Source organism: Brumicola blandensis, assembly GCF_031846165.1.
Taxonomy (GTDB): Bacteria; Pseudomonadota; Gammaproteobacteria; order Enterobacterales; family Alteromonadaceae; genus Glaciecola; species Glaciecola blandensis.
Genome location: NZ_JAVRIE010000001.1, coordinates 1,103,911 through 1,123,760 on the forward strand (window position 1 = coordinate 1,103,911; position 19,850 = coordinate 1,123,760).

20 protein-coding genes and 5 tRNA genes are annotated in these 19,850 nt (G+C 43.2%); 21 read left to right on the top strand and 4 right to left on the bottom strand.

Annotated features, from left to right (window positions below):
* Positions 1–7: 7 nt before the first annotated feature.
* Together prfA and hemA are read right to left on the bottom strand one after the other, a co-directional pair.
* Positions 8–1,096: a peptide chain release factor 1 gene (gene prfA, locus RM544_RS04830; protein WP_311360624.1), complete on the bottom strand. Its 1,089-nt coding sequence runs from the start codon at positions 1,094–1,096 to the stop codon at positions 8–10.
* Positions 1,093–2,376 (bottom strand): glutamyl-tRNA reductase, encoded by a 1,284-nt coding sequence (hemA, locus tag RM544_RS04835; protein ID WP_311360625.1) that lies wholly within the window; start codon positions 2,374–2,376, stop codon positions 1,093–1,095. Before hemA ends, prfA begins: the two co-directional genes overlap by 4 nt.
* 255 nt (positions 2,377–2,631) lie before the next feature.
* On the opposite strand from hemA, the gene lolB reads away from it, so the two are divergent.
* The 16 genes from lolB (at position 2,632) to RM544_RS04915 (ending at position 12,375) form a co-directional block, all read left to right on the top strand.
* A complete protein-coding gene (lolB, locus tag RM544_RS04840) occupies positions 2,632–3,210 on the top strand; it encodes a lipoprotein insertase outer membrane protein LolB (protein ID WP_311360626.1) in 579 nt (192 codons plus the stop codon).
* Positions 3,195–4,073 (top strand): 4-(cytidine 5'-diphospho)-2-C-methyl-D-erythritol kinase, encoded by an 879-nt coding sequence (gene ispE, locus RM544_RS04845; RefSeq protein WP_311360627.1) that lies wholly within the window; start codon positions 3,195–3,197, stop codon positions 4,071–4,073. Before lolB ends, ispE begins: the two co-directional genes overlap by 16 nt.
* Positions 4,074–4,082: 9 nt before the next feature.
* Positions 4,083–4,158, top strand: a tRNA-Gln gene (locus RM544_RS04850).
* Positions 4,159–4,188: 30 nt separating this feature from the next.
* Positions 4,189–5,136: a ribose-phosphate pyrophosphokinase gene (locus tag RM544_RS04855; protein ID WP_311360628.1), complete on the top strand. Its 948-nt coding sequence runs from the start codon at positions 4,189–4,191 to the stop codon at positions 5,134–5,136.
* A gap of 203 nt (positions 5,137–5,339) precedes the next feature.
* Positions 5,340–5,669: a hypothetical protein gene (locus RM544_RS04860; protein ID WP_311360629.1), complete on the top strand. Its 330-nt coding sequence runs from the start codon at positions 5,340–5,342 to the stop codon at positions 5,667–5,669.
* A gap of 22 nt (positions 5,670–5,691) precedes the next feature.
* Positions 5,692–6,171 carry a hypothetical protein gene (locus tag RM544_RS04865; RefSeq protein WP_311360630.1) on the top strand — a complete coding sequence of 160 codons (480 nt, stop codon included), beginning with the start codon at positions 5,692–5,694 and terminating at the stop codon, positions 6,169–6,171.
* 189 nt (positions 6,172–6,360) lie between these two features.
* Positions 6,361–7,005: a 50S ribosomal protein L25/general stress protein Ctc gene (locus tag RM544_RS04870; protein ID WP_311360631.1), complete on the top strand. Its 645-nt coding sequence runs from the start codon at positions 6,361–6,363 to the stop codon at positions 7,003–7,005.
* Between the two features lie 5 nt (positions 7,006–7,010).
* Positions 7,011–7,595 (top strand): aminoacyl-tRNA hydrolase, encoded by a 585-nt coding sequence (gene pth / locus RM544_RS04875; RefSeq protein WP_311360632.1) that lies wholly within the window; start codon positions 7,011–7,013, stop codon positions 7,593–7,595.
* Between the two features lie 80 nt (positions 7,596–7,675).
* Complete coding sequence (ychF, locus tag RM544_RS04880) at positions 7,676–8,767, top strand: redox-regulated ATPase YchF (protein WP_311360633.1); 1,092 nt, start codon at positions 7,676–7,678, stop codon at positions 8,765–8,767.
* A 102-nt stretch (positions 8,768–8,869) separates the two neighbouring features.
* Positions 8,870–9,136, top strand: coding sequence for a hypothetical protein (locus tag RM544_RS04885; RefSeq protein WP_311360634.1), 267 nt, complete (start codon positions 8,870–8,872; stop codon positions 9,134–9,136).
* 222 nt (positions 9,137–9,358) lie between these two features.
* On the top strand, positions 9,359–10,375 hold the full coding sequence (locus tag RM544_RS04890; RefSeq protein WP_311360635.1) for a hypothetical protein: 1,017 nt from the start codon (positions 9,359–9,361) through the stop codon (positions 10,373–10,375).
* 126 nt (positions 10,376–10,501) lie between these two features.
* Positions 10,502–10,578: transfer RNA gene (locus RM544_RS04895), tRNA-Met, on the top strand.
* Positions 10,579–10,616: 38 nt separating this feature from the next.
* Positions 10,617–10,701, top strand: a tRNA-Leu gene (locus RM544_RS04900).
* Between the two features lie 8 nt (positions 10,702–10,709).
* A tRNA-Gln gene (locus RM544_RS04905) sits at positions 10,710–10,785 on the top strand.
* Positions 10,786–10,839: 54 nt separating this feature from the next.
* Positions 10,840–10,915 (top strand) — tRNA-Gln (locus RM544_RS04910).
* A 53-nt stretch (positions 10,916–10,968) separates the two neighbouring features.
* Complete coding sequence (locus RM544_RS04915; protein WP_311360636.1) at positions 10,969–12,375, top strand: alanine/glycine:cation symporter family protein; 1,407 nt, start codon at positions 10,969–10,971, stop codon at positions 12,373–12,375.
* Positions 12,376–12,420: 45 nt separating this feature from the next.
* Here the strand turns inward: RM544_RS04915 and RM544_RS04920 are convergent, their stop codons facing one another.
* Positions 12,421–12,594 carry a hypothetical protein gene (locus RM544_RS04920; protein ID WP_311360637.1) on the bottom strand — a complete coding sequence of 58 codons (174 nt, stop codon included), beginning with the start codon at positions 12,592–12,594 and terminating at the stop codon, positions 12,421–12,423.
* A gap of 40 nt (positions 12,595–12,634) precedes the next feature.
* Positions 12,635–13,810, bottom strand: a complete 1,176-nt coding sequence (locus RM544_RS04925; protein ID WP_311360638.1) for an FAD-dependent monooxygenase — start codon at positions 13,808–13,810, stop codon at positions 12,635–12,637.
* Positions 13,811–14,138: 328 nt separating this feature from the next.
* On the opposite strand from RM544_RS04925, the gene miaB reads away from it, so the two are divergent.
* The 5 genes from miaB to lnt all read left to right on the top strand — a co-directional run bounded on the left by miaB (position 14,139) and on the right by lnt (position 19,691).
* Positions 14,139–15,566 carry a tRNA (N6-isopentenyl adenosine(37)-C2)-methylthiotransferase MiaB gene (gene miaB / locus RM544_RS04930; protein ID WP_311360639.1) on the top strand — a complete coding sequence of 476 codons (1,428 nt, stop codon included), beginning with the start codon at positions 14,139–14,141 and terminating at the stop codon, positions 15,564–15,566.
* A gap of 67 nt (positions 15,567–15,633) precedes the next feature.
* On the top strand, positions 15,634–16,710 hold the full coding sequence (locus RM544_RS04935) for a PhoH family protein (protein ID WP_311360640.1): 1,077 nt from the start codon (positions 15,634–15,636) through the stop codon (positions 16,708–16,710).
* Complete coding sequence (ybeY, locus tag RM544_RS04940) at positions 16,700–17,245, top strand: rRNA maturation RNase YbeY (RefSeq protein ID WP_432264471.1); 546 nt, start codon at positions 16,700–16,702, stop codon at positions 17,243–17,245. Before RM544_RS04935 ends, ybeY begins: the two co-directional genes overlap by 11 nt.
* A gap of 46 nt (positions 17,246–17,291) precedes the next feature.
* Positions 17,292–18,152 (top strand): CNNM family magnesium/cobalt transport protein CorC, encoded by an 861-nt coding sequence (gene corC / locus RM544_RS04945; RefSeq protein ID WP_311360642.1) that lies wholly within the window; start codon positions 17,292–17,294, stop codon positions 18,150–18,152.
* Between the two features lie 15 nt (positions 18,153–18,167).
* A complete protein-coding gene (gene lnt / locus RM544_RS04950; RefSeq protein ID WP_311360643.1) occupies positions 18,168–19,691 on the top strand; it encodes an apolipoprotein N-acyltransferase in 1,524 nt (507 codons plus the stop codon).
* The last annotated feature ends 159 nt before the right edge of the window (positions 19,692–19,850 follow it).

Below are 19,850 nucleotides of genomic sequence, written 5' to 3' on the forward strand. Positions count from 1 at the left end.
ACGCTACTTAGTATTCTTCTGACAAAGACGCGAGCATATCCGCTTGGTGCTCTTGTCGAATTGGCTCCATTAACGCGCCCAAATCCCCAGCTATGACATCGTCTAACTTATATAGGGTAAGGTTGATGCGATGATCGGTTACTCGACCTTGCGGAAAATTATAAGTACGAATACGTTCCGAGCGATCTCCGCTACCCACTAAAGAGCGACGTGTACTTGCTTCTTCTGCATTGCGTTTATCTTCTTCAATCTGATTCAAGCGTGCTTGCAATACTGACATAGCGCGAGCACGGTTTTTATGTTGCGAACGCTCGTCCTGACACTCTACAACGACACCGGTAGGAATGTGCGTTAATCGTATCGCAGAATCCGTTTTGTTAACGTGCTGACCACCCGCACCAGACGCTCTGAAGGTATCGACGCGGAGATCAGCTGGATTAATTTCAATGGCTTCAGACTCTGGGATCTCGGGTAATACCGCGACGGTGCATGCCGAAGTATGTATGCGACCTTGTGACTCAGTTTCTGGCACACGCTGCACACGGTGGCCACCAGATTCAAACTTCATCACACCATAAGCACCATCACCACTGATGTTAACAATGATTTCTTTGTAGCCGCCATGATCGCCTTCATTGGCACTCATCAGTTCTAAACGCCAACCTTTGGTTTCTGCATAGCGACTGTACATACGGAATAAATCACCCGCAAAAATAGCCGCTTCGTCACCGCCAGCACCGGCACGGATTTCTAAGAAACAACTATTGTCATCGTTAGGGTCGGTGGGTAACAACAAAATTTGCAGACTGACTTCTAACTCTTCCACTTTTGCCTTAGCGTCTTTTAATTCTTCTTGCGCCATTTCACGCATTTCTGCATCGTTTTCCTGTAGCATTTCAAGCGCTGACTCAATATCTTCTTGCGCACTCTGGTAAGCACCAAATTGCTTAACCACTTCTTCTAATTGTGAATATTCTTTTGATAAATTTCGGAATTTATCCTGATTACCAATCACTTCAGGGTCACCCAAAAGGGCCTGTACTTCCTCGAAACGTTCAACTAAGGATTCTAATTTACTGACAACTGACTGTTTCATTCTTTTCCTGTTTCTCTATTTTCCGACACGTCTAAACCTAAGGATTTCGCCAGTAAATTCAGTTGTGTTTCTTTAGGCATCTTACTCGCCTGCTGCAACGCTTTTGTGGGCCCATGCAACATAGCTTGAGTGAGTTTAAATGCTAATTCCTGCATGGCCTCTTCCGCCGCCACACCATCATTGATTTTATTTAAGGCTTTTTGAAGCAATTCATCTCTTTGTCCATGCGCTTTTTCACGATAAGACTTAATTAAATCGACATTTTGAAAATGCTGTTGCCAATTTGCAAACTCTTGCACTTTGCTGGCAATCATTTGTTCTGCTTGCTGAGCGGCGACTTCTCTATTCGCAACGTTTTGCTCAACGATATTTTGCAAATCGTCAACCGTGTAAAGATAAGCGTCGTCCAATTCGCTCACCTCTTGTTCTATATCTCTTGGAACCGCTAAATCTATCAATAGCATGGGTTTGTGTTTACGCTGCTTCAAAGCGGTAGCGACCATTCCCTTGCCAATCAAAGGCAAGGAACTCGCAGTTGAACTGATCACAATATCGGCATGCGCTAGGTGCTCTGGTACCTGGCTGATTGTTATCCCTTCCCCGCCTAGCTTTTCAGCTAAATCAGACGCTCGAGATAAAGTTCGATTCGCCACTGTGATTGATTTCGTCTCTGCATCAACCAAATGCTTTGCCACTAACTCAATGGTTTCGCCCGCACCGACAAGAAGCACTTGGCTTTTATCTAAGCGTGAGAATATTTGTTTGGCTAATTGTACTGCAGCAAATGCGACTGATACTGCATTCGCACCGATGTCTGTGTCGGTGCGTACTCGTTTGGCGATAGAAAAAGTCGATTGAAATAGTTTTTCAAACTCGGTGGCGATTTTTCCCGCATTCTTAGACTCTGTATATGCTTGCTTTACTTGACCTAAAATTTGTGGCTCGCCGATAATCAATGAATCAAGGCCACATGCAACTCGCATCAGGTGCTCGATCGCCTCGTTATCATGCTTCACATACGAATGCTGAAGCACTAACTCACTGCCTGTTTGATGGAAATCGGCTAGCCAATGACTCAGCGCGATTGCATCATCTTTATTAGTCGCTTTTGCATACACTTCAGTCCGATTACATGTAGACAAAATGACCATTTGCTCTGCATTTGTTGTTCCTGGGAAGGACTTTAAAGCTTGAGCAAGTTTATCTGGAGAAAAGGCAACTTTTTCCCGCAGCTCTACCGGTGCAGATTTGTGGTTAATGCCTAGTGCAATGATGGTCATTTAGTCGGTTTAGCTTGCCAAGATTAGTTTAGTCGCGGCATTGTACGAAAAAGCGAATATGATTGAAAGAAATAGCCAATAAAGATTTTTTGTCGATTTATCGCGTAAAACTGATAATCTTATAACAGTCTAGGGCGGCAGGAGTTTACACACGCTCACAAGCACTGACTGCCAATATCGAAACTAACAACAGAGGTTCTCCTTATTCAATCATTTCATCTACATCGCCTGCTAGTCTTGCTGGGTTTTATCCTGATGTTAGCTGCGTGTAAAACAGCGCCTCAACAAGCCCAAAAAAGCGTATTCCCGGACAACTACGATAGCCTTTCGAATCAAGAAAAGTTGCGCTGGCTAAGTCACTGGGAACTAAGCGGAAAGATAGCCGTCATTACGCCTGACGAGAGAAAAAGCGCTTATCTCAACTGGGAACAACGCGAGCGAGAATTTGATTTCAAACTCAGCAACCTCATTGGGGTCACACTTTTGGATCTCAATTACGACGGCGTAATCGCTAGTATTGAAGCAGACGGTGAGACTTATACTGATAGCTCAACCGAAGCCCTAATTTATCGCACCACTGGTTGGATATTACCGCTGGAAAATCTACCACAGTGGATAAAAGGCCAAACCAACGAAGAAGATCTGGTCGAACTCAACGCCGACAATTTACCGAAACGCCTCACTCCCGTTTGTGCCGCGTGTTTTGGCTGGGAAATCACTTATTCGGATTACAAAGAAACTGAGGGTGTATGGCTACCCTACGCCATTACTGTACGGAACCCACAGAAAAAGACACAATTGAAATTTAAGGTAAATCAGTGGACTCGACAATAAACTGGTATCCCAGCCCCGCTAAACTGAATTTATTTCTGCACATTAATGGTCGCTATGACAATGGCTATCACCAATTGCAGAGTTTGTTTCAGCTCTTAGATGTGGGCGACGAGATAGGAATATGTGCTAACCAATCAGGTAAAATAGAGTTAAAGACCCCCATTCAGGGCGTTGCTTACGAGGATAATCTAATAGTAAAAGCGGCTAAAGCATTGAAAGCTCATGCTCATGGTCAGGCTGGCTGTGAATTATACGTGCGCAAAAAACTCCCAATGGGCGGCGGTATTGGCGGCGGTTCATCAAACGCAGCCAGTGTATTAATGGTGCTCAATCAAGCGTGGCAATGCAATTTGTCATTAGACGCACTAGCAGAGATAGGTTTAGCACTCGGTGCTGACGTACCCATATTCATTCACGGAAACACAGCATTCGCTGAAGGTGTCGGAGAGGTACTCGTGCCAGTAACTATCCCAACGGTGTGGTATCTGGTAGCAACTCCCCCCATTCATGTTTCAACGAGAGATATTTTTACTGCAATCGATTTACCCAGAAATACGCCCAAAATTAACTTTGCAGATTATAAATTTGAAGAAACGCACAACGATTGTGAAACTTTAGTCGCGAAAATGCACAAGGAAGTTGCAAATTTATTACAGTGGTTGGTAAACTACGCACCGTCTCGGATGACTGGAACAGGTGCGAGTGTTTTTGCTGTTTTTGATGCGAAAGAAAACGCTGAAAAAGTACTCAACATGCTGCCTGACTCTTATACTGCTTTCATTGCTAAAGGTGTGAATCGTTCTGGTTTACATGAAGCCATGGGTATTGAAAGTCATAGTGAACGTTTAATCCTGACAAGCTAAAACCTATATTGGGGTATAGCCAAGTTGGTAAGGCAGCGGGTTTTGATCCCGCCATTCGTAGGTTCGAGTCCTGCTACCCCAGCCACCGCCAAAATAACGCACTGAGGAATATCTTGTGCCTGATATGAAGCTTTTTGCAGGAAATGCTGTACCTGAACTCGCCCAGAAAGTCGCCGAACGTTTATATACCAAACTAGGAAACGCCAGTGTTGGCCGTTTTAGTGATGGTGAAATTTGCGTTGAAATTCATGAAAACGTACGTGGCTCCGATGTATTTATCATCCAGTCTACTTGCGCACCTACAAATGACAATCTAATGGAATTGATTGTTATGATTGATGCGTTTCGCCGCGCATCTGCAGGCCGAATCACGGCAGTGATCCCCTACTTTGGCTACGCTCGACAAGACCGTCGTGTCCGTTCTGCTCGTGTTCCTATTACCGCAAAAGTCGTCGCTGACTTTTTGTCTAACGTGGGTGTTGATCGTGTTTTGACGATTGATCTACACGCAGAACAAATTCAAGGCTTCTTTGACGTACCAGTAGATAATGCATTCGGTACGCCTATTTTGTTAGATGACATGTTCCAACGCGACTTCGTTCGTCCAATTGTTGTCTCGCCTGATATTGGTGGTGTAGTCAGAGCTCGCGCAACAGCAAAGCTATTGAATGACACAGACTTAGCCATTATTGATAAACGTCGTCCGAAAGCGAATGTCGCTCAGGTAATGAATATCATCGGTGATGTTAAAGGTCGTGACTGTATTATTGTTGACGATATGATCGATACCGGTGGTACTTTGGCAAAAGCAGCAGAAGCCCTAAAACATAACGGTGCCGCTCGTGTATTTGCATATGCGACACACGCAATCTTCTCTGGGAACGCTGCACAGAACTTACGTGACTCAGTCATTGATGAAATCATCATTACTGACAGCATCCCATTGAGCAAAGAAATAAAAGCCTTGAAGAAAGTGAAGCAACTCACGCTTTCTGAAATGCTAGCTGAAACCATTCGTCGCATTAGCAACGAAGAATCAATCTCAGCAATGTTTGAGTATTAAGTAAGCGAAATATGCCTCAAACATCAATGTTTGAGGTATATTGCCGCCGTTTATAAAGAGCCGTTCATGTATTGAATTCTGATCTAACAGTTTTAATACATGAACGGCTTTTTTGTTTTCCCAACTTGTCTCTTTTTGCACAAAGCGCTAAGTGCATGTATAACTAAGGTAACTCAGGATAATAATAAAAAGAAACAGTCCTTATGAGCCTTATTCGCGAAATGAAAAGAAAATACCTTGAATACCAATTCAAGCGTGACAAACTGAACATTATTCAGGAAATTCCTACCGATAGATTTGAATACATCATTCAAACCCTGATTGAACAAGGTTGGGAAATTGCGGCTGAATATCGTCATAAAGACGCATGGGTTTTGCGTTGGCACGGTGAACTACGCAAAGGCACTAGTATATTGAAGTGCAAATGGAAAAAAGACGAACTTGGCTCAATCTATGGCCCAGAACGCATTATTAAAAGTATTGGTGATGATTTTGGTTTTGGCATCAGAACGCTACCAGAGTGGTCACACTAAAATGATATAAAAAGGAGATTTTATGAGAAATTCACATATTTCATCATTGATAAAACAAAAGCGCCCTACTGCTGTCTTGATTGCATTAAGTTTATGCTTTTTCACTAGTGCCTGCACAGAGCAATCAAATATGAAAGAATCTAGTGCAACAAATCAAGAAAGCGCGGCAGAGAAAAAAGAAATTAGCGAATTAAGCTTGAAAAACGACCTCAATGAAAATCAGAAAACAGCAAACATGACTATTCAGGGCACCTTAGTCTTCCAAGAAATGGAAGGTGGTTTTATGGGGTTTATTGCAAATGACGGCAAAAAATATACACCAATGGGAATACCCAAAGAGCACATGCGTGACGGCCTTGTTTTAGAAATAAATGGCGAACTTAAACCGAATATGATTACCATTACACAATTCGGCGAAGTGATTAAAGTAAACTCTGTTCGTGTGATTGATGATTCTAAGGCAAAATCAGCCGACAAAGAAATAAACCCTCAGGACTTGTAAATTGGGTAAATGAGCCATTTTTAGTTTGTGTGTTCCTAGCCTCAGTGATAGAATGCGCCGCCCGTTTTGATAAGGGCTTCCTTTTATTACAGTTTTTGCAGTGCAAAAGCACGCAGTGTAAGAAAGGAATAGCACTCAATTTGGTCGCAAAATTGAGTATCACATTTATTTTTATTTTGGAGACATCACATGTCTGAAGCAATTTTCAATTTGGATGCTACTGTCCGAACTGACCTAGGGAAAGGTGCGAGCCGCCGCCTTCGTCATCAAGACAAAGTACCAGCAATCCTTTACGGTGGCGATGAAGCGCCAGTATCTTTAACACTAGATCACAACAAAGTGATTCAAGCGCAAGAGTTTGAAGCATTCTATTCTCACGTTTTGACAATAAATGTCGACGGTAAAAAAGTAGAAGCACTAGTAAAAGATATGCAACGCCACCCTTACAAGCCGAAAGTAACGCACATTGACTTTCAGCGCGTAATTGCAGGTCAAGCGTTAACAACTAACGTACCATTGCACTTCATGAATGAAGAAGCTGCACCTTCAATCAAAACTGAAGGCGGTCACGCTGAACACCACATGGCTGATATAGAAATCACCTGTATGCCTAAAGATCTTCCAGAGTACATCGAAGTTGATTTGATGGACGTTGCGCTAGGTCAAACACTTCACATTTCTGACCTTACCCTACCTAAAGGCGTTGAGTCTGTAGAGTTAACAAAAGGTGAGTCACACGACTTAGCTGTTGTTACTATTAAGACTGCGAAAGGTCCAAGTGTAGAAGAGGAAGCTGCTGAAGAAGGCGGTGAAGAAGAGGCTACTGAGGAATAATCAGCTTGTCTGACATTCGTCTAATCGTGGGCCTGGGTAATCCAGGCCCCGAATATCAAAATACTCGACACAATGCGGGAGCAATGTTTGTTGAGAGCTTAGCTTCAAAATTCAACTGCCCGTTGAAGTTTGAAAGTAAGTTTTTTGGCTACACCGGCCGTTTTACGCTTCATGGACAAGACATTCGTCTACTTATCCCTACCACATTTATGAATAAAAGTGGCCAAGCCGTAGGTGCATTAGCTAATTTTTATAAGATTGATTACACCCAACTTTTGGTTGCATTTGACGAGCTTGATTTTGAACCAGGCATTGCCAAATTCAAAGTGGGTGGTAGCTCAACGCAAAACGGTATTCGAGATATCGTGGCGAAGCTTGCCAATCAGCGTGAATTCTTAAGATTACGCATAGGTATCGGCCACCCAGGCCATAAAGGTAAAGTTACCGGTCATGTGTTGGGAAAAGCCTCGCAAGCTGAGCAGGAAAAAATTGACGCTGCAATTGATGAAGCTATACGCTGTACTGAAATACTCATCGAGAAGGATCTCGTCACAGCGACACAACGCTTGCATTCATTCAAAGCAGAATAAACACATTTTATAAGAGATTAACCATGCAGTTCAGCTAAGCCTCGAATTGTATTGAACATAGAAGATTAAGGAATTCCATTATGGGTTTTAAATGCGGCATCGTTGGTTTGCCAAACGTAGGTAAGTCGACATTATTCAATGCATTAACCAAAGCTGGTATTGAAGCAGCAAACTTTCCATTCTGCACTATCGAACCAAATACCGGTGTTGTTCCTGTACCAGATGAGCGTTTAGACGCGTTGGCAGAAATTGTGAACCCACAACGTGTCATCCCAACCACTATGGAGTTTGTGGACATTGCAGGCTTAGTTGCGGGTGCTTCTAAGGGTGAAGGCTTGGGTAACAAGTTTCTTGCTAATATCCGAGAGACCGATGCTATTGGCCACGTCGTGCGTTGCTTTGATGATGAGAACATCGTACATGTTGCAGGCAGAGTTAACCCTGAAGAAGACATTGACGTTATTAATACAGAGCTCGCCCTCTCAGACTTAGAAACTACTGAGAAAGCAATTTTGCGCGTAAGTAAACGTGCAAAAGGCGGTGACTCAGAAGCCAAATTTGAATTGAAAGTACTTGAGAAGCTGCTTCCCCACCTAAACGAAGGTGAGTTGTTACGCTCTGTTGACCTAAGTAAAGAAGAACATGCCGCAATTGCCTACATGAACTTCCTAACGTTAAAGCCGACCATGTACATTGCCAACGTGAACGAAGATGGCTTTGAAAACAACCCATACTTGGATCAAGTTAAGGCTATCGCGGAAAAAGAAAATGCCGTTGTAGTGAGTGTATGCGCTGCCATTGAATCGGATATCGCCGAACTAGATGACGAAGAAAAAGCGGAGTTTATGGAAGAACTAGGTTTAAGCGAGCCAGGTTTGAACCGTGTTATTCGCGCGGGCTATAGCCTACTAACCCTAGAGACTTATTTCACTGCTGGCGTAAAAGAAGTGCGCGCTTGGACTTACCCTATCGGTTCTACTGCGCCTCAAGGTGCAGGTAAGATCCATACCGATTTTGAAAAAGGCTTTATTCGCGCAGAAGTCATTGGATACAATGACTACGTTGAAAACAAGGGCGAATCAGGTGCAAAGGATGCTGGTAAGTGGCGCTTGGAAGGCAAAGAGTATATTTTGAAAGACGGTGACGTTATCCACTTTAGATTTAACGTTTAAGAATTACTTTAGTTCACTGAAGTCTAATATTCGGTGTATGTGTCAATTTGAAAGAGATAAGCGGTTACCATGTTAGGTAGCCGTTTTTTTTAGGAGAATGCAATGGAACTATCAGAATTAGGCGATGGCGGCGGAGCCACATATGATAAAGAGCATCTATGCGATAAAAATGATTTCCCTAAGAATGATCGTATCGCTCATTGCTGCGAACTCGAAGGTGAAGAACAAGATGTCTGGCACTTGCATAATATTCATTACGCAGTTGAAGAAGAAGTGAATATGGGTGAAGCCGAATTTGTTGGTGAAATCACCTACCACACGGTCATTTCGATTAACTACTGTCCTTTTTGTGGTGAAACATTAGACTAAGCTTCTTTAGAGCTTAGTCTCCCTCCTTTTACTCACTCTTTTTATGAGACCTTTCATAAATAATTCATACTCAATAAAGAACCTAAACAAATAAATGCGCGTATTGTTTCTTCAAGAATGAAATATCCCCTGCGTTTTGTAGGTCTATTATGGCTTATGGATATTGGTGCATCGTAATTATAAACGATACAAGAATGCAGACATTAAAATGAAGAGATTAGCATGAAGACACAGCTTCCTTTATTACCAGGCGAAAGCCCAATGCCCAAAGCGCCACAAGTCATATTAGATGATGGCACGAATTGCATTCCACAACACTACTTGTCATATCATCATACTCGAGAGTCCGTCGAGGCAATTGTGGCAGAGATTAACTATGATCCTAGCTACTTATTATTTGTAGACGAAGACCATGGTGGCTTGTTTATTCAAGTGGGTATTATTGGCTTAGACAATTACATCGATAAACAAAGTCAGGGCTGTAAAAAGATTGTCTATGGCAGACGATGGCGTGTAGAACCTCAATTACCCTCTTCTGAAATCATACAAACAGCGTATCTGGCACTATGTAAAGCAAGAGAGCATGAAGTGCGTGAATTGGTGAAATTTGACGAAGCAGGCAAAGTCACCACACCATTTAGCTGTCACCATGACTTGCCTTTGATGGCCATGTCGAGTGCGACTAATGCGGATGATAACAAAGGGAGTATCGACGGCGCTCAACTGAAGGCCACTATCGCTAAATTAACGTACGACAAAGCCAAGTTTGAATTGGCTAATTTATTGCCTCTGCCTGGCGGTCAATATTTACTGAGCTTAAAGCCGATAGAAATTGAGAAATCCTCATTGCCAGAGCTTCATTCCATCACTTGCTTGAATATTGTGATGGATGATTTAACCGAAAACGCTTTCTTATTCAGCTTTATGGACGCGTTGTTGCACTTAAGTCAACGGGATGTTGAAGAACGGTTTTCATTTAAAGGCTTTGCTCGCTTTTCGCGGGAAAATAGTGTGACTAAAATCAGCAAATTATCAGCCCAAACCAGACATAAAGGCCTTACAGAGGGCAATATCGATTTCGCCAACATGTTTAAACAAAATAACTATGAAACCGACGAAACAAGAGTGCCAAAACTGAGAGACTCTGCTTTAGGCCGAAAACTTGTACAACAAATGAATCAGTTTGAGATTGGCGGCGGTATTCTGCCTCGTTCTAGTGATTCTAATCTCGACAAATAGGCCTTAACTGATTATTTAGTGCGCAACTGATTATTTCATGCAAAAAAGGGGTTGACGACCACACTTCAACTAAGCATAATACGCGCCACTCTGAAGCGGACAAGCATCGCTGATGAGTAATTTGATGGCTACGTAGCTCAGCTGGTTAGAGCACATCACTCATAATGATGGGGTCGCAGGTTCGAGTCCCGCCGTAGCCACCAATTCACTTATTACCTAGTAATTTGTGACTGAGAGATATGCGGGAGTGGTGGAATTGGTAGACACGCTGGATTTAGGTTCCAGTGCTTCACGGCGTGAGAGTTCAAGTCTCTCCTTCCGCACCATACATTGTTGGGGTATAGCCAAGTTGGTAAGGCAGCGGGTTTTGATCCCGCCATTCGTAGGTTCGAGTCCTGCTACCCCAGCCATCTCAGTTTCATGTTTAATTAGGTATTGTAATCTAAGTCATCGTTGATTACTCTTGGGGTATAGCCAAGTTGGTAAGGCAGCGGGTTTTGATCCCGCCATTCGTAGGTTCGAGTCCTGCTACCCCAGCCATATTCTACAAACGTCGGTTTTCCGGCGTTTTTTGCGTTTTAAGGGATGATATTTTGATACATGACATAGTAAATGCCGTAAATAATTTATTATGGGGCGACGGACAAGTCCTTATTTATATGCTGCTTATCGCCGGTATCTGGTTTACTTTCAAGCTCAAATTCATTCAAATCCTTAACTTTAAGCACATGTTCAGTTTGCTTAAAGGCAGCACCAAAAGTGACAAAGCTGGCATCAGCTCATTCCAAGCCCTTTGCACGAGTTTATCAGCGCGTGTTGGTACGGGTAATCTCGCAGGTGTCGCTGTAGCAATCTCCTTAGGTGGCGCTGGAGCCATATTCTGGATGTGGGTCATCGCGTTACTGGGCATGGCGACCGGTTATGCTGAGAGCCTCTTAGGTCAAGTATATAAAATCAAAGACGATCATGGTGAATATCGCGGCGGACCGGCTTACTATATCAAGCAAGGCCTGAAGAACTCTTGGTTTGCAGTGTTGTTTGCACTTTGCCTATTCTTCGGTTACGGCTTTGTTTTTTCTGCTGTCCAAGCCAATACTATTACCGATGCGCTGAACAATAGTTATGGCATATCGACCACCTATTCTGGACTGGTTATTATCGTGTTAGCTGGTGTGATTGTTATTGGTGGTCTGCGAGCCATAGCGCGATTCGCCGAGTACATCGTGCCGTTTATGGGGATCGCATATGTGCTCGTTGCTCTTGGTATCACCATTATCAACATTCAGTTCTTACCAGGCGTGCTTTACGACATCATCACCTCTGCGTTTGGCCTACAAGAAGCGGGTGCGGGTGCGTTTGCAGCTGCCGTCAAAAACGGTATTCAGCGCGGTTTATATTCAAATGAAGCAGGCTCTGGTAGTGTTCCTCAGGCGGCTGCCTCAGCCACTCCACATCCTAACCACCCCGTTTCGCAAGGTTATGTGCAAATGCTTGGGGTGTTCATTGACACCATGATCCTTTGTACTGCTACCGCTTTTATTATCCTGCTAGCGGGCAATGGAATGACCGGTGAAAGAGAAGGTATTCGACTTACTCAAGCAGCAATGGAGACACACCTAGGCGTGTTTGGCGGTGATTTTGTATCGGCTGCTATTTGCTTGTTTGCCTTCACATCTGTGGTAGCGAACTATGCCTATGGTGAAAGTAATCTTCATATGTTTAAGCTAGACAATAAATTTGGAAGATTATTCTATACCTCAGGCTACTTGCTTATGATCTTTTGGGGCTCGAGAGAAAGCCTACAAACTGTCTGGAATATGGCTGATATGGCTTTAGGCTTGATGACAGTCGTCAATATTATTGCCATCGTTTTACTCACGCCCACCATCGTTTCAGTGACGCGAGACTACAATGAAAAACGAAAAGCAAACGCTAAAATGGATTTCATTGAAGATGATTGCGATATTCAGGGCGAGACCGAAGATAAGATTTGGAAGTAATGCCCAGTAAAACTCAGTAAAAAAAGCGTTGTTAAGAACAAACGCCTAGAGAAATAAAAATAACTGCACAACAACCATGACAAGCAGCAATGGTATTATCCACTTGGCTATTTTGCTCTGAGTTTCTGGAGAGATCCGTACTTCGGATTTCTCCAACATCGGTACAATAATAATTAATGAGATAAATAAAACGGCTAAAATACCTAAAATTGCTGTCACGTTAATACTTCCTTAAAAATTTATAGTGTTTATTCGGGCTTTATTCCATACCCATCGCATACTTCAATACTTTATGTTTCACTGGGCCAGCGTTATCCGCTATTTGAACGCCCATATTCCTTAATAATTTTAACGGTAAGATATCATTACTAAATGTCTGATAGAACACATCCATCGCGGTCATCATTGCAAGGTTAGGACCACGTCGACTGCGCTCGTAATCAATAAATGCTTGTTTATTTGTCAGGCTCACCGGATTACTCTTTATAGATTCAATCAGTGCGCCTACATCCTTAAACCCTAGATTAACACCCTGCCCGGCTAAGGGATTAATCTGATGAGCAGCGTCCCCGACCAAAACAACATTCTTTCTCCAATATTGATTCGCATGCATTCTTCGCAACGGGAACGCTGTTTTATCAATCACTTCAAAGTCACCCAAAACCTTTGGAAAAATAGCCTGCACTTTCGCCTTACACTCGCTGTTAGAGGCTTTCTTCAAAGTCTCGCTTAGCTCATTGTCGCCGTACCAAACTAAACTGGCATAATTGTCGAATAAAGGTAGAAACGCGATAGGTCCTTTCGGTGTAAATTGCTGCCACGTTGCCGCTTCAAATTCTGTTAACATTTTGACCAACAACACATTCGCATTTTGTTGGTACTGCCATGCGGTGGTGCCTATGTTCACAGCCGACCTTAGTTGCGAAAAGCCGCCATCGGCAGCCACGAAAACGTCAGCTACAACATCGCTACCATCATCTAATGAGATTAGCCCGCCCTCTTCGCTGTCGTTTAGCTTGATGCGCTCAGGCGATTGATAAAGTACCGTGACGTTGTCAGCATACTCGTCTTTCAATTTGTTCAGTAAAGCGAGTTGTAAAATTCTATTTTCAACAAAGTAACCTAAGTATTGTTCACCAATCTCATCAGCCTTGAAGTGCAGCGCTTTACTGATGTCTTCCCAAACCGACAGACGACTATATTGTTTGGCTCTCATGGCGAGGACATCGTCCCAGACACCAAATGAACTTAGCAGAGATTGAGTGTAGCGATTTAAGGCAGATACTCGTAAATCTGGCGTCGACTTCGGATCAAAATCATCAGGACGATTAGGCTCAATGACTAGCACCTTATGGCCTAATTTCGCTAAGCCGATCGCGCATGCAGCACCGACCATGCCTCCGCCGAAAACGCAATAATCAACTTGATACCTCATAGTTTGCTTTTCCTTAAATCTTTTTGATGTTTCTATTACACTATATACCACAGACTAGCACAAAACAGTTCACGTTCTATTGCGCTAAAGCAATGATTTTTATCCTGTTTTGTTTACACCTCTTCTTTGTGTAAGCCATTAAGTCCAAACGACGAGAATTATTATCAAAAATTCAAGGAGTTCACCTTGCAAAACTAGCTTAAAAGGCGCTTTCAGTTTAAAATACTGGGTTACGTTAATTCAATACCGCCGGCGTTGATTGAATAGCCATCCAAGAAGGACTGGTGCTAATCCGCCCGCGACCTAATATAGAAGATACAAGCTAACTATGAGCAAGAAGTTATTCATTAAAACTTGGGGCTGCCAAATGAACGAGTATGACTCGGAAAAAATGGCTGACCTACTAGATTCTACACATGGCTATACGCTTGCAGATGAAGCAGAAGAGGCAGACGTCATCTTGCTTAACACTTGTTCAATTCGCGAAAAAGCGCAAGAGAAAGTGTTTCATCAATTGGGCCGTTGGAAAAACCTAAAGAATGACAAGCCTGAACTTATCATTGGTGTTGGTGGCTGCGTGGCTTCGCAAGAAGGAAGCGAAATCAGAAAACGTGCCCCTTATGTCGATATCGTGTTCGGTCCTCAAACCCTACATCGCCTACCAGAGATGATCAAACAGATCAAAGGTGGTGACAAATCAGTGATTGACGTGAGTTTTCCTGAAATAGAAAAATTTGACCGGCTACCTGAGCCTAGAGCTGAAGGTCCTAGCGCGTTTGTCTCTATCATGGAAGGCTGCTCTAAATACTGTAGCTTCTGCGTTGTTCCTTACACACGCGGTGAAGAAGTTAGCCGCCCGGTGGATGATGTATTATTAGAAGTAGCGCAACTCGCTGCTCAAGGTGTGCGTGAAGTCAATTTGCTTGGACAAAACGTGAATGCTTTTAGAGGCCCGCACTACGACGGCAGCATTTGCCGATTTGCTGAATTATTAGAACTTGTTGCATCGATTGACGGTATTGACCGAATCCGTTATACCACCTCACATCCGGTAGAGTTCACAGATGACATCATTGAAGCTTACAAACACATTCCAGAACTGGTTGATCATTTACATCTGCCAGTTCAAAGTGGCGCTGACCGCATTCTAAATCAAATGAAGCGAGGCCACACTGCGATTGAATACAAATCAACCATTCGCAAACTAAAAAAGGTAAGACCTAATTTATGTATGTCGTCTGACTTTATCATTGGTTTTCCTGGCGAAACCGATGCGGATTTTGAAGCAACGATGGACCTTATCAATACGATTGGCTACGACATGAGCTTCAGTTTTATCTACAGCTCACGTCCCGGTACACCTGCTGCTGATATTGTCGATGATGTAAGTGAAGAAACTAAAAAGCAGCGATTACAAATTTTACAGCAACGCATAAACCAAAATGCACAGCGCATTGCTCGCAATATGCTAGATACAACACAACGCGTGTTGGTTGAAGGGCCGTCTAAGAAGAACCTGATGGAATTAACGGGTAGAACAGAGAATAACCGAGTCGTTAATTTTGAGGGTAGTCCAGACATGGTTGGTGAATTTGTTGACCTTGAAATTACAGAGGTTTACAGTAATTCATTACGCGGCAAAGTCGTATTGCGCGAAAAGGATATGGGATTGCGCGTTGCGGTGTCACCGCAAAGCATTTTAGCCAAGCAACCTGTAGCCGATGAGACTGGTGTTACCCAAGTTATACCAGCGTAAATAGTGATAGGCGGCTAATATGCTCGCTATCAAAAGTAACGATTAAACACTGATAAAAGAGAACAGATTGAGTAAGTTAGTAAGTAACGAGATAATTTTACAACCTGAAGATAATAAGCGCCTTTCTAGCCTTTGCGGCCCGTTTGACGACAATATTAAACAAATAGAGCGTCGTTTAGGTGTGGAAATCACTTACCGGGCTAATGAGTTTAAAGTCCTTGGGGATCCGCAACAAGCGAACGGTGCGAGCGAATTATTAAAGCTTCTATATATCGAAACGCAGCCTGTAAAAGGCAGTGTACCGTCGCTCGAACCGAACCAAGTTCACCTTGCGATCCAAGAAGCAAAATGCTTAGAACGCGCTGAAGCTGGGGACTATGGCAAAGAAGTCCATATCAAAACCAAACGAGGTGTGATTAAGCCGCGTAACCCAAATCAATCACGCTACGTGGCAAATGTCATCAATCACGATATTACCTTTGGTATTGGCCCTGCTGGTACAGGTAAAACGTACTTGGCAGTTGCTTGTGCTGTGGATGCGCTTGAGCGTCAAGAAGTGCGCAGGATACTATTAACACGACCAGCCGTTGAAGCGGGTGAAAAGCTTGGCTTTTTGCCTGGCGATTTGTCACAGAAAGTCGACCCTTATTTACGCCCTTTATACGACGCACTCTTCGAGATGTTAGGTTTTGAAAAAGTTGAAAAACTTATCGAACGAAATGTGATAGAGGTTGCTCCACTCGCATACATGCGCGGTCGTACCTTGAACGACGCGTTTATTATTCTTGATGAAAGTCAAAACACGACCGTTGAACAAATGAAAATGTTTTTGACGCGAATTGGCTTTAATTCACAAGCAGTGATTAGTGGTGATATTACTCAGATCGACTTGCCTCGCGGTGCGAAATCGGGTCTACGTCACGCCATAGAAGTATTAAGTGAAGTCAATGACATCTCATTTAACTTCTTCAATGCGCAAGATGTTGTGCGACACCCTGTTGTCGCTCGTATCGTGCAAGCCTATGAAGAGCATGATGCAAAAAAAGAAGCGGAAGCAATTGAGAAAAAGCGATTGAGAGACGAACAAATCCGCAATCAAAGTGATCATAGTGATTTAACGCCCCCTAATGACAATCAATCTTGATCTTCAAAACGTGCTTGAGCGAGATTCGCTTGAGCACGATGTACCCACTTCCGAACAAATAAGTGGATGGCTGTCACTGGCATTGGTCGTGTTAAAAGAGCAACAAGATGCTCTGGCAAATCATCTCGAAGAGAGTAATCAGCCACATCAAGAGACTCAACAGCAGAGCGATGCTCTTGAATCCACGTTTGAAGTCACTGTGCGGATATGCGATAGCGCAGAATCTCAACAGTTAAATAAAGATTATAGAGGTAAGGATAAGCCAACAAACGTCCTCTCCTTTGTTTTTGAAGCACCAACGCACATTGACTCTCCTTTCTTAGGAGATTTGGTCATTTGTGCAGCGCTGGTTGAACGTGAAGCTAAAGAACAAAACAAAGCTATTTTGGATCATTGGGCACATTTGTGTATCCATGGCCTATTGCATTTACTCGGCTATGACCATATTGAAGAAGAAGAAGCGTTAGAGATGGAAAATCTCGAAACCCATGTTCTTGCGCAATTAGGTATTGACGACCCTTACCAAGATCACTGACTATAGGTGTCAGCTTGGGCAACATTAACTTAATAACGAAGAGATTATGAGCGACGACAATCCCCACTCTACCAACGGTTCCACCAATAAAAGCTGGTTAGAAAAACTAAGCCAGACTTTCAGGGGGGAGCCGAGAAACAAAGAAGAACTTTCTGAAGTCATTTCTGATGCTGAACAACGTGAGTTAATCGACCCGCAAACGAAAGAAATGATCGAAGGGGTAATGTCGGTCAGTGAAATTAAAGTGCGCGACATCATGATCCCGAGGGCTCAGATGGTCACGGTTGATGTCGAGCAAGAAGTCGATGAGTTTTTACCCATATTGCTAGACAATGCTCACTCGCGCTACCCCGTCATATCGGAAGACAAAGACCACATTGAAGGTATTTTGTTAGCCAAAGATCTACTACCTTACGCGTTTATACCAGGCAAAGAATTCAAGCTCAAAGAAGTACTTCGCGAGGCAATCATTGTGCCTGAGAGTAAGCGCGTTGACGTGCTTCTGAAAGAGTTTCGGCAACAACGTTATCACATGGCGATTGTCGTCGATGAATACGGCGGTGTATCTGGGCTGGTTACAATAGAAGATATTCTTGAACTGATCGTCGGTGAAATTGAAGACGAATTCGACACTGAGATAGACGAAAGTGATGAAATTCGCCCTTTAAATAAACACACCTATTCTGTGAAAGCACTTTGTTCCGTAGAAGATTTCAATCGCTTCTTTGAAACAAAATTAAATGAAGATGATTCGGATACGATCGGTGGCGTAGTACTTCGTGCTTTTGGTCACATGCCTGAAACAGATGACTCAGTTGAAATTGAAGGCCTTACGTTCAAAGTCACTAACTCTGATAAGCGTCGCATTATGCAACTGAAAGTTACCTTGCCTGAAAACGAGGACTAAATCCTGAATATTTATGTGAAAGCATTAATATTGGTAGTTTTAGGGGCAAGCAATACGCTTGCCTTTTCGCCTTTCAATTGGTGGTGGCTACCCTTTATTAGCTTCTCCCTATGGTTTTACCTACAAAGTCGTTCTGAAGATAAACACTTTGCACTCGCGTGGTGCTTTGGTTTCGGTTACTTTGGTGCGGGGATAAGTTGGGTCCATGTTAGTATCGCTGAACACGGTGGCTTACCACTTATAGCCTCGGTAGGAATGATGATGCTGCTTTGCGGCTATCTCGCTATTTTTCCTGCTATTACGCTTTGGCTAAGCAATAAATTCATGAAAAGAGCGGCTTGGCCACTTGCCCTGCCTTTCTTATGGTTAGTTCTGGAGTGGTGTCGTGCGCACTTCTTGACCGGATTCCCTTGGCTATCCATTGGCTATAGTCAACTCTATTCACCTTTGCAGGGCTGGCTGCCGGTCATTGGAGAAATAGGTGTCAGCGCTTTATTCATAATGATAGCGGTGAGTATTGGTCAGAACCTACGCGTTCAAAAAATAGGTAAATCTTGGCAATTCTCTGGTCTTAGAAGTCTGTTCATCTTAGCCATCGCGATGATTTCTGGTGCTGTTTTAAATCAAAATGAATGGGCTACACCAAGAGGTCAATCGACCGAAGTTACGATGGTGCAAGGTAATATTGCGCAAACAATGCGTTGGATACCCGAGCAAGATCGTCCAACAATGAATAAGTATCGGGAACTGACTCAAGCCCATTGGTCATCCGATATCGTGATTTGGCCAGAAGCCGCTATCCCCAAACTAGAGGTAGCAACAAAAGGCTTTCTACGCGAACTTGATGAGCAGGCAAATGGCACTAATACGGCGCTCATCACAGGCATTGTCGACTATAACTACGAAACAGGAAAGATCTACAACAGTCTGTTAGCCCTTGGTAATGATCTGCGCAACGAAAACACGATCCCTTATCGTTATGGACACAATAATCGCTTTTCCAAGCACCACTTACTCCCTATTGGCGAGTTTGTTCCCTTTGAATCAATATTACGTGAAATCGCGCCTATTTTTGATTTACCGATGTCTTCATTTACTCGTGGCGACTTTGTTCAACGAAACTTAGCAGCCAATGGTACAAACCTAGCGCCAGCAATCTGTTTTGAAATTGCTTTCCCAAAACAAATATCAGCGAACCTAACAGAGCAAACTGATGCCATTATTACCGTGAGCAATGATGCTTGGTTTGGTAACTCTCATGGCCCACATCAACATCTGGAAATAGCCCAAATGCGGGCAAAAGAGTTTGGTTTACCCGTGTTACGAACAACTAATAATGGCCTAACCGCATTTATCGATCACAAGGGTAAAATAACGCAACAAGCTGAGCAGTTCGCTGCAACAACGATCACTGAAACCATTTCATTAGTCAGTGGGAAAACCCCATATAGAATGTTTGGAAATATTCCAACATACTTTGTTTTTGGGCTTTTGTTTGTCTCAGGCTTATTTTTACAAAGAAAAAAACCGAACGAATAAAGTGAAGCAGTCGATATTGTCAGCGGTATCGTCGCTCTTGCCTGTGTAAAAAATACAAAAAATGCAAGCGCGGAAATATAGCAGATCAAACCACTGTATACGTGTTTTACAGTATACTAAGCCACGGATATTCAGGGCGCTCAATGAGCGCCTTATTTT

What these genes read in the sequence shown, in the direction of transcription:
- prfA (WP_311360624.1), bottom strand. Translation starts at nt 1,096, where the DNA reads ATGAAACAGTCAGTTGTCAGTAAATTAGAATCCTTAGTTGAACGTTTC.
- hemA (WP_311360625.1), bottom strand. Translation starts at nt 2,376, where the DNA reads ATGACCATCATTGCACTAGGCATTAACCACAAATCTGCACCGGTAGAG.
- lolB (WP_311360626.1), top strand. Translation starts at nt 2,632, where the DNA reads ATGTTAGCTGCGTGTAAAACAGCGCCTCAACAAGCCCAAAAAAGCGTA.
- RM544_RS04860 (WP_311360629.1), top strand. Translation starts at nt 5,340, where the DNA reads ATGAGCCTTATTCGCGAAATGAAAAGAAAATACCTTGAATACCAATTC.
- RM544_RS04865 (WP_311360630.1), top strand. Translation starts at nt 5,692, where the DNA reads ATGAGAAATTCACATATTTCATCATTGATAAAACAAAAGCGCCCTACT.
- RM544_RS04870 (WP_311360631.1), top strand. Translation starts at nt 6,361, where the DNA reads ATGTCTGAAGCAATTTTCAATTTGGATGCTACTGTCCGAACTGACCTA.
- ychF (WP_311360633.1), top strand. Translation starts at nt 7,676, where the DNA reads ATGGGTTTTAAATGCGGCATCGTTGGTTTGCCAAACGTAGGTAAGTCG.
- RM544_RS04885 (WP_311360634.1), top strand. Translation starts at nt 8,870, where the DNA reads ATGGAACTATCAGAATTAGGCGATGGCGGCGGAGCCACATATGATAAA.
- RM544_RS04890 (WP_311360635.1), top strand. Translation starts at nt 9,359, where the DNA reads ATGAAGACACAGCTTCCTTTATTACCAGGCGAAAGCCCAATGCCCAAA.
- RM544_RS04925 (WP_311360638.1), bottom strand. Translation starts at nt 13,810, where the DNA reads ATGAGGTATCAAGTTGATTATTGCGTTTTCGGCGGAGGCATGGTCGGT.
- miaB (WP_311360639.1), top strand. Translation starts at nt 14,139, where the DNA reads ATGAGCAAGAAGTTATTCATTAAAACTTGGGGCTGCCAAATGAACGAG.
- corC (WP_311360642.1), top strand. Translation starts at nt 17,292, where the DNA reads ATGAGCGACGACAATCCCCACTCTACCAACGGTTCCACCAATAAAAGC.